Below are 13,718 nucleotides of genomic sequence, written 5' to 3'. Positions count from 1 at the left end.
GCCCGGTAAGAGATGGCGGGCGAATTGACGACCAGTGAGAAGAAATACACTGTCGGGCGGCTGAAGAGCCGCCCGCAGTTTCTTGCCGTGCGCGAGGGCGAAAAACGCCGCGGAGCTCTCTTCCTTCTCGAAGTCCTCGACCGGAAGGAACCCGACAGCCAGGCCCGCGTCGGATTCACAGTCACCAAAAAACATGGCAACGCGGTCGAACGGAACCGCATGCGCCGCCGCCTGAAAGAGGCGGTGCGGCTTCATGCGGGATTTGCAATGCGGCCCGGACACGACTATGTGGTTGTCGCGCGCAGGGACGTGCTTGACGCGTCCTTCCAGGAATTGGCCGCGGAGCTGAAGCTTCGCGTGGAAACCAGGCCGAAACACCGGCGCTCCGGAGACGGACGCCCCAGGAACGTATGATGGAAAACAACCGCAATTACTTCATTGCGATCGCTCTCTCGGTGCTGATCGTCCTCGGCTGGCAGTTTCTCTATATGAATCCGCGCATCGAGGCCCAGCGCAAGGCGCAGGAAGCCCAGAAGGCGCAGCAGCAGACAGAGCAGGTGCAGCAGCCCGCAGGCGGCCAGGCCCCGGCCCAGACAAGCGGTTCGGCACCTTCCGGCCAGGCGGCCGCGACGGCGACCCTCGAGCAGGCGCTGGCAAAGAACCCGCGCGTTGTCATCGATACTCCTGCCCTTTCCGGCTCGATCAACCTTGCCGGCGCGCGGCTCGACGACCTGAAGCTCAAGGGCTATCACGAGACCGTCGACGACTCGAGCCCGATCATCACCCTGTTCAGCCCGGCAGACACCAAGGACGGCTACTTCACCGAGCTTGGCTATATCGGCAGCGACGCGACGGGCGCCGTCCCCGGTCCCACGACGCTCTGGACGGCACCGGAAGGCGCCAAGCTCACTGAAAAAACGCCGGTGACGCTCTCCTATACAAATGACAAGGGCCTGACGTTTACCCGGACGATTTCCGTCGACGAGCGCTACATGTTCACCGTCGCCGACAAGATCGAAAATACCGGCCAAGCTCCCGTATCACTGTCTTCCTACGGCCGTGTCACGCGTTACAACAAACCGACGACGCCCTCCGTCTACGTCCTGCACGAAGGCTTCATCGGCGTCATCGGCGATGACGGCCTCGTCGAAACAAAATACTCCGCCGTCGAGAAGGAAGCCGTCATGCCGGCGAAATCCACCGGCGGCTGGCTTGGCATCACCGACAAATATTGGGCGGCGACGATCGTTCCGCCGCAGACGTCAGCCTATGAAGCGCGCTTCTCGCATTTTGCCGATGGCCAGCCACGCTACCAGGCCGACTACAAGGACGATGCCTTCACCGTCGCGCCGGGCCAATCGATCGAGCTCAAGAACCTGGTCTTTGCCGGCGCCAAGGAAGTTCCCGTTATCGACGGCTACGAGGCCAGCTATTCGATCCCGAAATTCGACCGGCTGATCGACTGGGGCTGGTTCTATTTCATCACCAAGCCGATGTTCAAGATGATGGACTTCTTCTATCGCTTCTTCGGCAATTTCGGTGTGGCGATCCTGTGCACGACCATCGTCGTGAAGCTGTTGTTCTTCCCGCTCGCCAGCAAGCAATATGCCTCGATGGCGAACATGAAGCGCGTGCAGCCGAAGATGGAGGAGCTGAAGACGAAATTCGGCGACGACCGGATGGGGCTGCAGCAGGCGATGATGCAGCTTTATAAGGAAGAGAAGATCAATCCGATCGCCGGCTGCTGGCCGGTGGCGCTGCAGATCCCGATCTTCTTCTCGCTCTACAAGGTGATCTACATCACTATCGAGATGCGGCATGCGCCCTTCTTCGGCTGGATCAAGGACCTTTCGGCGCCCGATCCGACGACGATCGTCAATCTCTTCGGCCTGCTGCCCTTCGAGGGGCCGGCGTTGCTGCATCTCGGCGTCTGGCCGCTGATCATGGGCATCACAATGTTCGTGCAGATGCGCATGAACCCGACGCCGCCCGATCCGACGCAGGCGATGATCTTCAACTGGATGCCGCTGGTGTTCATGTTCATGCTGGCAAGCTTCCCGGCCGGCCTGGTCATCTACTGGGCCTGGAACAACACGCTCTCGGTGGCGCAGCAGGGACTGATCATGAAGCGCCATGGCGTCAAGATCGAACTCTTCGACAATCTGAAGGGCATGTTCCGGCGAAAACCGGCGCCATCGAAATGATGCTCGCAAGCCCCGCTCCGGCGGGGCTTTTCATTTCCGGCCGGCCCTTGAAACGAGGCGCGGACCGCCAGAAAGCTTGACATCCGCCCGCAAAACCACGAAGCCGACAGAAGACCGAACCCTAGGATTGCCGAGCCCGCATGCCCGAAACCGAAAAGCCGCTCTTCGGCCACCCCTGGATCTTCATCCGCGGCGTCCCGTCGCTCACCTTCCTGCCGCCGGAGGGGCCGTCGGAAGTGGCCTTTGCCGGCCGCTCGAATGTCGGCAAATCGTCGCTGATCAATGCGCTGGTCGGCCAGAAGGGCCTGGCGCGCACCTCGAACACGCCGGGGCGCACGCAGGAACTCAACTATTTCGTCCCGGACGGCTATTCCGGCGAAGGCGGCGATCTGCCGCCGATGGCGATCGTCGACATGCCGGGTTACGGCTATGCGCAGGCGCCGAAGGAGCAGGTCGACAAGTGGACCAAACTTGTCTTTGATTACCTGCGCGGCCGCGCGACGCTGAAGCGGGTGTACGTGCTGATCGACAGCCGTCACGGCATCAAGAAGAACGATGAGGACGTGCTCACCCTGCTCGACAAGGCCGCCGTCTCCTATCAGCTGGTGCTGACCAAGACCGACAAGATCAAGGCGCCGGCCGTGCCGAAGCTGCTGGCCGAGACGGCGGACAAGATCCGCAAGCGCCCGGCCGCCTATCCCGCCGTGCTCTCCACCTCGTCCGAGAAGGGCGACGGGCTCGACGATCTGCGCCAGGCGATCGCGCAAACGGTCGGCATCGCAAACTGGAAATAATGACCCGACCTCTATTGTACTTACCAAAACAGCTAAAAGTTTATTTTACCGGTCAAACGGAAAACTAAAGGTTGACGAGCCGGATTGGGTGGCCTACATAGTGCTTACCGAATTTTGCTTGCTGGCTTGGTTATCGCGCGATTAGCACCGCGGCCTGAACGAACTTCCTTTCAAAAATCGTTACCACCATCCGCATCGCCTTAACGCCTTGCGGTTTCTCAATATTGCTATGAAAGGGTTCATCATGACCACTGGCACAGTTAAATGGTTCAACTCCACCAAGGGCTTCGGCTTCATCCAGCCGGACAACGGCGGCGCTGACGCCTTCGTTCATATCTCCGCCGTCGAGCGCGCCGGAATGCGCGAACTCGTCGAAGGCCAGAAGATCGGCTTCGATCTCGAGCGAGACCACAAGTCGGGCAAGATGTCCGCTTGCAATCTCCAGAAGGCTTAAATCGGGATCTGCTTCCCTTTGACCACGGATGTACTGGCACTGCCGGAAGCACCGATTTATTCAAGGCCGGGCGCTCTGCCTGGCCTTTTTGTTTTCGCTCGCAGTCGAGCCTTCAATATCGGAGAAGAAATGACAGAAACATACAGCAAATCCCGCCAGCGGGCGGAGATCGCCTTCGGCAACATCCAGTCCGAGTTTTTCGCGAAGAATAAGGCGATGGAAGAGCTGGAATCCGGCGCCCAGTCGCAACAGGCAAAGACCTTGCGGTTGCGGGAAGCACGGCTTGCAAAGCAACGCGACGATCGCGCCTCGGCGATGTCTGCTCTTCTTGCGAAACGCGCCAAAGCCTGCTGATCACGGGCAAAAGGTTGCGGCCGAGGCCGATGCAGGTGGCCCGGAGACGTGGCATGCCGAGCTGCGCCGAATATCTTCTCGTGCACGAACCGCGCCGCATCGCCCTCTCCCGACGCACTTTCAAAGAAAGCTTTCGCGGGTTCAAAGGGGCGTCAACAGGCACGCGCAGAGCCGTGCTGACAGTTCACTCATACCAAAGGACGCCGTAATGGCAGAGGATACGAAGGAACTTCAGTCGATCAATACAGCATGGCAGATCGCCATCCAGGAGATTTTGCGCATGGTTATCCGAGATATGTATCATGGCGGCGGCGAGGCCTCGTTCAAGTCCCATATCAAGCGCATAGAAGAGGCCGCCGTGGACAGTATTTATACGGATTTGCGGCTGCGCGGGACGGATGAGTGGACCGAACTTCTGGTCAAAGAAAGGGCCAGCAATTTTGTCACCACGCTGCTAACCTCATTCACCTATGACCGGCCGTAAGCTCGCGACTGACGCTGACACAAGACCTCGCGGCCAACAGAGGCCTGCCGACAGTCATGTCGACCGTGGCGTTCACGGCGGCTTCGAGATCCCCGACAGTTGGCGCATTTAGACACCGGCTGATTAGACCTGCGACATCGATTGTACTTGCGCCATCGCAGTTTTTGCAGCAACGCTTGATCTCATGCTGTTGAAGAGCAGCGGCGTCCGCGAGAAATCATTCATGACTGACAGCAAAGACGAAGCGCTTTCGCCAGACGGCGTCGGCAACCTGCCCCATCTTGCGGAAGCCCTCGACGACGACCGGTTTCGACACTTTCTCGATCATGTTCCGTTTGCGGTGGCGGTTTCCGAGCTCGGCACCTGTGAGAAGCTAATCTACGTCAACCTCGAATTCGAACGGCTGACAGCGCTCACCGCCACACAGGTGGAGGGAAAGCGCTGGTCGGACATCGAGGTGAATTGCACTGCAGTCTCCGGCGAGGCAACGCTTACAGCCGCTGTGACCACGGCGGAGGAATATATTGGCGCCTTCTCGCTCGTAGCAGAACCCGAAAGCAATGTGATGATCGACGTGTGGTCGAACACGATCGTCAACGATGATGACATCCCGCTGTTTCGTCTGGTCGCCTTTGCTGCCCGCAATGAGGTGACGGGTGGCCAGAGCTTCAGCGAGCTGCTGGTCGAGAAGGATGTCCTTCTTCGAGAACTTCAACATCGCGTGAAGAACAATCTGCAGATGATAACGGCGCTGATCCGAATGGAAGCGCGTAATGCTCAAAAGAATGAGGAAAGCGAGCGGTTTGCACGTCTTGCGGGGCGGATTGAAGCCTTGGCTCTCCTCTATCGCGCACTGTCGGACGACGAGAAGGGCGCGATGATCGATCTCGGCAGCTATGTGAGCCAGATCGCCGCGTCGGTTATGGCCGCCCACGCTGTAGAAGGCATCCGGCTCGACATGAAGGTGGACACCTGGCCGGTTTCTGTGAACGTGGCGATGCCTGCCGGACTCGTCATTAACGAGCTGCTGACCAATACGTTCAAGCATGCCTTCGTAGGGCGGGATAGCGGAGAGATCACTCTGCGCTGTGTCGTCAGCGACACCGGATGCAGGATCACCGTCGCCGATAATGGGGTCGGCCTTCCTCAGGATGCAGCCTGGCCGAACCCCGGAAAACTGAGCGCAATGATCATCCAATCCCTGAAACAGAACGCCCGCGCCGAGATCGAAGTAAGCTCTTCCCCCGGCACTGGCATGAGTGTCTCGCTCGTTTTCCCAAGGATCGAAGCGGCCCAATAGCTGTGTCAGTGGCGCCGGCGCCCTATTCACGGAAACGCTAGACGCTGGGCACCATTCGCAGTTGGTTGGGGCGCGCCCGAAGAGCGCGCCTTCCGCCGATACACACTTACATCTTCGGCAGCAGCACCTTGTCGACGACGTGGATGACGCCGTTCGACTGTTTGACGTCGGCGATCGTCACATGCGCGACATCGCCGTTCTCGTCGGTCAGGGTGATCTTGCCCATATTTTCCCGGGCTTTGATCACGCAGCCGCCGACGGTCTTGATGGCGTGTGCGCCGCCGTCAGCCTTGATCATCTTGGCGACGGTCTCGGCCATCGCATCGGCGGCCACGACGTGGCAGGTCAGGACCTTGGTCAGCGTCGCCTTGTTTTCCGGCTTCAGCAGCGTCTCGACGGTGCCTTTCGGCAGGGCGGCGAAAGCTTCGTTGGTCGGCGCAAAGACGGTGAAGGGGCCTTTGCCCTCGAGTGTGCCGACGAGGCCGGCTGCCTTGACGGCAGCAACCAGTGTCGTGTGATCCTTGGAATTCACGGCGTTTTCGATGATGTTCTTGCTGTCGAACATCGCCGCGCCGCCAACCATTGGGTTCTTGGCGGCGGCAAAGGCGACAGCAGAAAGGACGGTGGCGAGCGCGAAACCGCGCAACAGGGACTTGATCATGATTTTCTCCTCACCGGACATCATCCGCGGGGCTTTATGCCTGAGCGTCGCCGGATATTTCGAACTACGGAGGTCCGCGCCGAAGAGTTTCAGACAGGAGAAAATGATTTCACGGCCGGCGCCTGATTACGGCCGGTGCACCTTGCCGCTTGCGACGATCGGGCCGGTCGCCTGTCCGGTCGGCGAGCCGCCGAAGGGTTCGAGGCTGACGGCAAGGCTTGCGCCATCCGTGACATGGTTGCGCAGTTCGGCGGGAATGACGAGCTCACCGCTTTCGCCCGGCTGAAAGACGCCGAGCGATTTTGCCAAGCCGCCGCCCGGCACGAGCCAGAGTTCCAGCGATTTCTCCTCCGGCTTGCCGGCAGCGACCGGCACGATCTTCAGCCGGCCGCTTTGCAGCTCGTAGGAGGCGCGGAGATTGATCGCGTTGTTTTCACCGGAAAGCTCGGCTACCAACGGTGCCGGCCCCTGCGGCTCAGGCACAACGCCGGAGGCGAAGATGACGGCGCTGACGGCGACGACGATGCAGGCGAAGGCCAGCGAGCGCCAGAAGACCGCCGAGTTCCACAGTCCTTGCGAGAAGGAGGCGGGTTTGCCGGCATCGCCGAACAGCCGGGACTCAATCTGCTTGAAGGTTTCCCGGCTCGGCGCAACGCCGTCATATTCGTCGTTGAAGGCGGAGAGATTGGCTTCCCAACGGCTGACGATCGCAGCAAATGGGCGATCGTGGCGCATGCGCTCTTCCACCACCCGGCGGTCCTGCAGTGACAGGACGCCCAACACATACTCGCCGGCGAGAACTTCGTCTCGGGAGCGGTCTCCCTTGCTTTTATCGGGCGATGTCATCGTTCCATGCACTCTCTCAGTTTCAAGAGGCTGCGCCTGAGCCAGGTCCGCATCGTGTTCAGCGGAACGCCAAACTGATCGGCCAGTTCCTGATAGCTCAGCCCTTCGACATAAGCCCGTTTCACGGCGACCGCACGATCAGCTTCCAACTCTTCCATGCAGGTGTCAATCCGCCTTCCTTCATCCTTCGTCACTGTCTGCCTTTCCGGGTCGGGCGCGGAATCGGCAAGATCGTAAGCGCTGTCGAGTTCGTCGGCGATGGGCTTGCGCGCGCGCAGCAAATCGATCGCCCGGTTGCGGGCAATGGCCGAAAGCCAGGCCGAGGATGAGCCCGAGGCGGCCTGGAAGCTGCGGGCACGTTGCCAGATGCTGATATAGACGTCCTGCAGCGCTTCCTCGGCTTCGGTGCGGTCCTTCAAGATACGCAGGCAGATTGCCAAAAGTTTCGGTGCGGTCTGGTTGTAGAGGGCAGCGAATGCCGTGCGGTCGCCGAGCGCGACGCGGCCGATCAGGTCCTTGATCTCATCGCCTTGCATGCCGTTCCTCATATCGTGCTTTTGCCGTACGACCGGGCCGAACTCTCGGTCTCCGTGCCACATACGAAAAACTATTGCGTTCTGGATTATTCCCTCTGTTGGAAAGTTGCGATAAAAGGCCGCGATCAATTCCTGCGGGGTTCCCATGAACGAGTCCGAAAGCGAAATCCAGGCACGTCTTCTCGCCCAAGCGCTGCCCTTCATGCAGCGTTATGAAAACAAGACGATCGTGGTGAAATACGGCGGTCACGCCATGGGCAACCCCGAACTCGGCAAGGCCTTTGCCAGTGATATCGCGCTTCTGAAGCAGTCCGGCGTCAACCCGATCGTCGTTCACGGCGGCGGTCCGCAGATCGGTGCCATGCTGAACAAGATGGGCATCGAATCGAAATTCGAAGGCGGCCTGCGCGTCACCGACCAGAAGACGGTCGAGATCGTCGAGATGGTGCTCGCCGGCTCGATCAACAAGGAGATCGTCGCGCTGATCAACCAGACCGGCGAATGGGCGATCGGCCTGTGCGGCAAGGACGGCAACATGGTCTTCGCCGAAAAGGCGCGCAAGACCATCAAGGACCCGGATTCCAACATCGAGCGCGTGCTCGACCTCGGTTTCGTCGGCGAGGTGGTCGAGGTCGACCGCACGCTGCTCGATCTGCTTGCCCGCTCGGAAATGATCCCGGTCATCGCCCCGGTCGCCCCCGGCCGCGACGGCGCGACCTATAATATCAACGCCGACACTTTCGCCGGCGCCATTGCCGGGGCGCTGAACGCCACCCGCCTGCTGTTCCTGACCGACGTGCCCGGCGTGCTCGACAAGAACGGCCAGCTGATCAAGGAGCTTTCCGTCGCCGAAGCGCATGCACTGATCGCCGACGGCACGATCTCCGGCGGCATGATCCCGAAGGTCGAGACCTGCATCGACGCGATCAAGGCCGGCGTCCAGGGCGTCGTCATCCTGAATGGCAAGACCGCCCATTCCGTCCTGCTCGAGATCTTCACCGAGCACGGCATCGGAACGCTGATCGTTCCCTGATCGAATAGCGCCGGCATTCAAGAGAGCCTCACCCTGAGGTGTCCCGAAGGGACCTCGAAGGGCGGGGCGGGTGCGCTGGCGTTTGATGCATGCAAGGAGCGGCGCTGCGGCGTGTCCTTCGAGGCTTCGCCCTTCGGGCTACGCGCCTCAGGATGAGGTGCGTTGGAGAATGCCGCGCTGAACCCTCCCAAGCCGCGATATCGCATCCGACAGGTCGCAAATCGCACGATCTAGCCTTGGCAAGGTTTCGAATCGTGCTTTAGGTTGCCCCCGAAAACTAACTGGGTTGAGCAAAAAGATGCGCCTTACAGACTGCTATAATTTTCATGATTTCCGGCGCATGGCCAAACGGCGGCTTCCCGGGCCTATCTTCGACTATATCGACGGTGCGGCCGATGATGAGGTGACCTATCGGCGCAACACGGCGGCCTTCGATGCTTGCGATCTGGTGCCCAACGTTTTGCGCGGGGTGGCCGACATCGACATGTCGGTGACCGTCATGGGGCAGAAGCTGGCGATGCCGGTCTATTGCTCGCCGACGGCGCTGCAGCGGCTGTTTCACCATCAGGGGGAGCGGGCGGTCGCGGCGGCGGCGGCCAAACACGGCACGATGTTCGGCGTCTCCTCGCTCGGCACGATCAGCCTGGAGGAAGCCCGGCAGATCAGCGCCGGACCGCAGGTCTATCAGTTCTACTTCCACAAGGACCGCGGTCTCAACCACGAGATGATGGCGCGGGCGAAAAATGCCGGCGTGCAGGCAATGATGCTGACGGTCGACAGTATTACCGGCGGCAACCGCGAGCGCGACAAGCGCACGGGTTTTGCCATTCCCTTCAAGCTCAATCTCGCCGGCATGACGCAGTTTGCGATCAAACCCTCCTGGGCGATCGACTGGCTGACGCACGAGCGCTTCCGGCTGCCGCAGCTCGAAAACCACGTCAAGATGGATGGCGGCGCGCTGTCGATCAGCCGCTATTTCACCGAGATGCTCGACCCCTCCATGTCGTGGGACGACGTGGCGGAGATGGTGCGCGCCTGGGGCGGGCATTTCTGCCTGAAGGGCATTATGTCGGTCGAAGACGCCAAACGCGCCGTCGAAATCGGCTGTACCGGCATCGTGCTGTCCAATCATGGCGGGCGCCAGCTCGACGGCTCGCGCAGTGCCTTCGATCAGCTCGCAGAGATCGTCGATGCCGTCGGCGACCGGATCGACGTGATGATGGATGGCGGCGTGCAGCGAGGCACGCATGTTCTCAAGGCCCTGTCGCTGGGGGCAAAGGCCGTCGGCCTCGGCCGCTACTATCTCTTCCCGCTTGCGGCGGCCGGACGGCCCGGCGTCGAACGGGCACTGGAGACGATGCGCACCGAGATCGAACGCGGCATGAAGCTGATGGGCTGCACCTCCGTCGACCAGTTGACGCGGAGCAATCTGCGCTTCCGGTCCTGAGCGGGATCTCGTTTTCGGGCCGCAGCCTTTCATGCGGATGCGGCCCGCAAAGATCTCAGAGCAGGCTGTAAATCGCCGCCGCTTCCTGTTTCAGCTTATCCATCATCGACCGGTAAGGCCCCGGCCCATAGCTGATGCGGCCGACGCCGAGCCGTGCCAGGGTTTTCACATCGGGGGCGCCCGCCCGCATCATGACATTGACCGGCAGCGACGATGCCGCGCAGATCTTTTCGATCAGACCGGGATCGATCAGCCCGGGCACGAAGAAGCCGTTGCCGCCGGCCGCCGCATAGGCCCTGCCCCGCTCGATCGCCTCGTCCACCAGACCGGCATGTTTTGCAAGATCGCTCTCGGCCAGGAAGAGGTCGGTGCGGGCGTTGATGAAGAAGGGGATGTCCTTGCCGTCGGCCATGGCGCGAATGGCGCGGATGCGGGCCGCCTGGCTCTCGACGGGGTAGAGCCCCTCGCCGGCAACGACCCGGTCTTCAAAATTAATGCCGACGGCGCCGGCCTCGACCAGCCTGGCGACGTTGGCCGCCGCCCCCTCGGGCTCCGCCGAATAGGCGCCTTCGAAATCGACCGAAAGCGGCAGGTCGACGAAATCCGCGATGGATTTTGCCGTCTCGACAAGCACCGACATCGGCAGCTTCTCGCCGTCGGCATACCCGTGGGCTGCGGCGACCGACCAGCTTCCGGTCGCAAGCGCCTTGGCGCCGGCCTCCGCCACAGCCTTCGCCGTGCCGGCATCCCAGATATTGTAGAGCACGATCGGATTGCCCTTCTGGTGAAGCGCGTGGAATGCCTTGGCCTTTTCAGTCTGGTTCATGCTGTCTCCTCCGTCTTTGCTTGCGTGCTGATCTTTTCTTCATGGCGCAGCAGCCATTGCTTGCGCCAAAGCCCGCCACCGTAGCCTGTCAGCGACCCGTCTGCGCCGAGGACACGATGGCAGGGCACGATGATGGCCAGCTGGTTGGCGCCATTGGCGCGGCCGACGGCACGCACCACCTCCGGCCTTTCCATCTCCCTGGCAAGATCGCCATAGGTGCGGGTCTTGCCGACAGGGATTTCCATCAGCTTTGCCCAGACATGTTTTTCGAAGGGCGTGCCGCCGAGCGCCAACGGCGTCCTGAAGAGGCTGAGCCGCCCCTCGAAATAATCCCGGATCTCCGCCCCGATCTGATCGATGACAAGGGTGCGGCCGATCGCGACCGAGGAGCGGACGCGTTTCTGCAGCGCTTCGAGCTCGGCCGGCAGCGCCTTGCGATCGTGAAATTCGAGAAGATGCAGATGCGTCTTGTCGGCAACCGCGATCATCGGCCCGAGCGGCATATCGAACCAATCGGCAAAGAGCAGTTCGCGGTTCTGCGAAAGCGCCGGCGCCTTGCCGACGAGCCGCTGGAAAGCCGAGCGGAAGCCGCTTGGCGATTCGTATCCGGCGTCAATCTGGACATCGATGACACGCGCCCCGGCGGCGAGCTGCCTGGCCGCTTCGCCGAGCCTGATGTAACGGACGATATCGTGGAAGGTCATGCCGAGCGCCCTCTTGAAGGCCGGCGCACGGTCGAGGGATCATGGCCGCGGCGCACGAGTTCGTCTTCGCTCCAGCGAACCTCCGGCTCGGCCTCGAGCCGGGCCAACAAGGCATCGACGATCGGCTCCCGCCCCGGCTGCTCCAGCGGCCTGCAGCGCCGGCAGGGACGGAAGCCGGAATGCATGCAGGCGGCGATCGTCTCGAAGAACAGGGTGTTTTCCCGCTTCGGCTTGCGCGCCGGGCAGGTCAGACGGCAGAAGACACCGGTCGTCTTCACGCAGACATGGCCTGCCCCTCGTAATCGGCGCTACGCGCGATCAAGGCTTCATAAAGCGTATCATCGTCGGGGCGTTCGAACAGCATGTCCGCTTTCTAGCATCCCGCGCCTGCCGCGTCCGCCGAAAATCGGGCGTCTATTTTATTCGGCCGCGTCGAGACTTTTAACATGGCGTTGCGGGCGCAGCATCGACTCCTCCTCGGCATCCTGCGGCGCGCCCCAGAAATTCTCGAGCGTCGGGCCGTTCTTCAGATGGCGGCGGCGGAAAAGAAATTCGAGAACCTCATGAAACCAGACGCGGCGCCCCATCTGCGTGTACCAGCGCATGGAATGGCGCTGCTCGCGGTCGCGATGAAAGAGGATGCGCATCAGCGCCTTTGGCCGCGCCTGGACCGCAACCTCGATGAGCTTGACGCAGGCGATCAGCACGAAGGGGTGGAGGTACCGCATCTTCAAGACCTGATGTTTGTAATCCCATTTGCGGATATCGCCCTCGATCACCTGCCGGTCGCGGGCGATACGGAAGAAAGGGGTCCAGCGATGCGGGGTGACATAGAGCGCCTGGATCTGGTCGGGATCGTAGGAGAGCAATTGCCGGAAGCCGCGCCAGAGATCGCTGAGCTTCTCTTCTTCGAAACCGACGACCCAGGTCGCCATCGAGAGGATGTCGTGCCGACGCAGAAGGCGGATTGCCTCCCTGTCGGTCGCCTTGGCTCCGCCCTTCTTGATCAGCGCCAGGGTTGCCTCGTCGGTATTTTCCATGCCGAGCAGCCAGCGCACGACACCGGCCTTGCGATAGAGGTGCAGAATATCGGCGTCGCGGACGATGTCATCCGCCCGCGTCGAGCCGACGATCTGCACCGGCACATTCTCGGCGATCATCGCTTCGAGGAAAGCCAGCCAGGCCTTGCGCGACGAGGTCGGGTTCTCGTCGGCGAGGTTGATGAGTTCGACACCCTGTTCGCGATAAAGCCTGGCGATCTCGCGGGCAAACAGTTCAGGCGAGCGGTGACGCCAGCGGGTCCAGAAGCCGCGCTGGCCGCAATAGTTGCAAAGATGCGGGCAGCCGCGCGAGAACTGCATAACGACCGCCCGCTTGCCACCCCAATAGCTGTAGCGGGCATGATCGATCAGTTCCCAGCCGATGCGATAGGCATCGAGATCGGCGATCGCCTGCGCCGGTTGGGTTGCCTGGACTTCGCCGTGGCCGTCGCGATAGGCGACGCCGGCAATGGATTAAGCGGACGGTTGGCGGCCAGGGCATCGGCGAGGCGCCGCATCGTTTCCTCGCCCTCCCCTCGCACGACAATGTCGAATGCCTCGGTCTCGGCCAGCACCTCTCGCCAATGGTAGGTGGGAAACACGCCGCCATAGACAATGCGGATCGAGGGATCGCAGCGCTTGACCGCTTCCGCGATTGCGCGGGCAGTAGGATGGGCCGAAGTCGAGCCGGAATGGCCGATCAGCACCAGATCAGGGCCGTTCGCCGTGATCCGGTCGGTGATTTCCGCAATGGTCAGCGGTCCGAATTCCGCATCGATGAGGCCGACATCATGACCGTCATCGATCAGGGGACCTGCGACCGAGAGAAGGCCGAGCGGTGGAAGGTGATCATCGGGAATACGGCTGCCGATCGCGGTATGCGGCGGATTGATCAGAACGATCTTCATGCGACTTTACCCTTGCGGGTCCCCTGTCTGACGCAGGCAGAAAGTCACCAGCGATCAATGGCGATATTCAGCCAGAATCTCTTTAAAGTTGTGAAAATCTGGCGGCATTTTCAAGAAGGCGACGGGA

General features: G+C 61.3%; 13 protein-coding genes and 2 pseudogenes. 9 read left to right on the top strand and 6 right to left on the bottom strand.

What is annotated here, in order from left to right; all coding sequences use genetic code 11:
• Positions 1 to 12 precede the first annotated feature (12 nt).
• The 7 genes from rnpA (at position 13) to C4N04_RS22335 (ending at position 5,590) form a co-directional block, all read left to right on the top strand.
• Complete coding sequence (gene rnpA / locus C4N04_RS22365) at positions 13 to 414, top strand: ribonuclease P protein component (RefSeq protein ID WP_039617616.1); 402 nt, start codon at positions 13 to 15, stop codon at positions 412 to 414.
• Positions 414 to 2,204 (top strand): membrane protein insertase YidC, encoded by a 1,791-nt coding sequence (gene yidC, locus C4N04_RS22360; RefSeq protein WP_106797050.1) that lies wholly within the window; start codon positions 414 to 416, stop codon positions 2,202 to 2,204. The genes rnpA and yidC overlap by 1 nt, the downstream gene beginning before the upstream one ends.
• A 140-nt stretch (positions 2,205 to 2,344) precedes the next feature.
• A complete protein-coding gene (yihA, locus tag C4N04_RS22355; protein WP_016734930.1) occupies positions 2,345 to 2,998 on the top strand; it encodes a ribosome biogenesis GTP-binding protein YihA/YsxC in 654 nt (217 codons plus the stop codon).
• A gap of 244 nt (positions 2,999 to 3,242) precedes the next feature.
• Positions 3,243 to 3,452, top strand: a complete 210-nt coding sequence (locus C4N04_RS22350) for a cold-shock protein (RefSeq protein ID WP_016737600.1) — start codon at positions 3,243 to 3,245, stop codon at positions 3,450 to 3,452.
• Positions 3,453 to 3,581: 129 nt separating this feature from the next.
• On the top strand, positions 3,582 to 3,806 hold the full coding sequence (locus tag C4N04_RS22345) for a hypothetical protein (protein ID WP_106797049.1): 225 nt from the start codon (positions 3,582 to 3,584) through the stop codon (positions 3,804 to 3,806).
• A 208-nt stretch (positions 3,807 to 4,014) separates the two neighbouring features.
• Positions 4,015 to 4,290, top strand: coding sequence for a hypothetical protein (locus C4N04_RS22340; RefSeq protein ID WP_096762989.1), 276 nt, complete (start codon positions 4,015 to 4,017; stop codon positions 4,288 to 4,290).
• Positions 4,291 to 4,513: 223 nt separating this feature from the next.
• Complete coding sequence (locus tag C4N04_RS22335) at positions 4,514 to 5,590, top strand: sensor histidine kinase (RefSeq protein WP_106797105.1); 1,077 nt, start codon at positions 4,514 to 4,516, stop codon at positions 5,588 to 5,590.
• A 106-nt stretch (positions 5,591 to 5,696) separates the two neighbouring features.
• Here the strand turns inward: C4N04_RS22335 and C4N04_RS22330 are convergent, their stop codons facing one another.
• The 3 genes from C4N04_RS22330 to C4N04_RS22320 form a co-directional block, all read right to left on the bottom strand.
• On the bottom strand, positions 5,697 to 6,251 hold the full coding sequence (locus C4N04_RS22330) for a fasciclin domain-containing protein (protein WP_106797048.1): 555 nt from the start codon (positions 6,249 to 6,251) through the stop codon (positions 5,697 to 5,699).
• Between the two features lie 126 nt (positions 6,252 to 6,377).
• Entirely contained in the window at positions 6,378 to 7,097 is a 720-nt protein-coding gene (locus C4N04_RS22325; RefSeq protein WP_106797047.1) for an anti-sigma factor, read from the bottom strand.
• A complete protein-coding gene (locus C4N04_RS22320; protein WP_106797104.1) occupies positions 7,094 to 7,633 on the bottom strand; it encodes a sigma-70 family RNA polymerase sigma factor in 540 nt (179 codons plus the stop codon). Before C4N04_RS22320 ends, C4N04_RS22325 begins: the two co-directional genes overlap by 4 nt.
• Positions 7,634 to 7,778: 145 nt before the next feature.
• Here C4N04_RS22320 and argB point away from each other — a divergent pair, with 145 nt between their 5' ends.
• The gene (gene argB / locus C4N04_RS22315) at positions 7,779 to 8,666 is read left to right on the top strand and encodes an acetylglutamate kinase (protein WP_012482454.1); all 888 of its coding nucleotides are present in this window, start codon (positions 7,779 to 7,781) and stop codon (positions 8,664 to 8,666) included.
• A gap of 298 nt (positions 8,667 to 8,964) precedes the next feature.
• Positions 8,965 to 10,113, top strand: coding sequence for an alpha-hydroxy acid oxidase (locus tag C4N04_RS22310; protein ID WP_077991169.1), 1,149 nt, complete (start codon positions 8,965 to 8,967; stop codon positions 10,111 to 10,113).
• A 55-nt stretch (positions 10,114 to 10,168) separates the two neighbouring features.
• Here C4N04_RS22310 and C4N04_RS22305 read toward each other — a convergent pair whose 3' ends face one another.
• The 3 genes and pseudogenes from C4N04_RS22305 to bchE all read right to left on the bottom strand — a co-directional run bounded on the left by C4N04_RS22305 (position 10,169) and on the right by bchE (position 13,591).
• Positions 10,169 to 10,939 (bottom strand): isocitrate lyase/phosphoenolpyruvate mutase family protein, encoded by a 771-nt coding sequence (locus tag C4N04_RS22305; protein ID WP_106797046.1) that lies wholly within the window; start codon positions 10,937 to 10,939, stop codon positions 10,169 to 10,171.
• Positions 10,936 to 12,007 (bottom strand): annotated as a pseudogene (locus C4N04_RS22300) (trifunctional transcriptional activator/DNA repair protein Ada/methylated-DNA--[protein]-cysteine S-methyltransferase). Before C4N04_RS22300 ends, C4N04_RS22305 begins: the two are co-directional and overlap by 4 nt.
• Positions 12,008 to 12,062: 55 nt before the next feature.
• Positions 12,063 to 13,591: pseudogene (gene bchE / locus C4N04_RS22295) on the bottom strand (magnesium-protoporphyrin IX monomethyl ester anaerobic oxidative cyclase).
• Positions 13,592 to 13,718: the final 127 nt, after the last annotated feature.

The sequence above is a fragment of the Rhizobium sp. H4 genome (assembly GCF_003013335.1).
GTDB classification, from domain to species: Bacteria; Pseudomonadota; Alphaproteobacteria; order Rhizobiales; family Rhizobiaceae; genus Rhizobium; species Rhizobium sophoriradicis.
The sequence above is the reverse complement of the archived record's forward strand: the minus strand, read 5'-3'. Positions and strand labels throughout refer to the sequence as shown.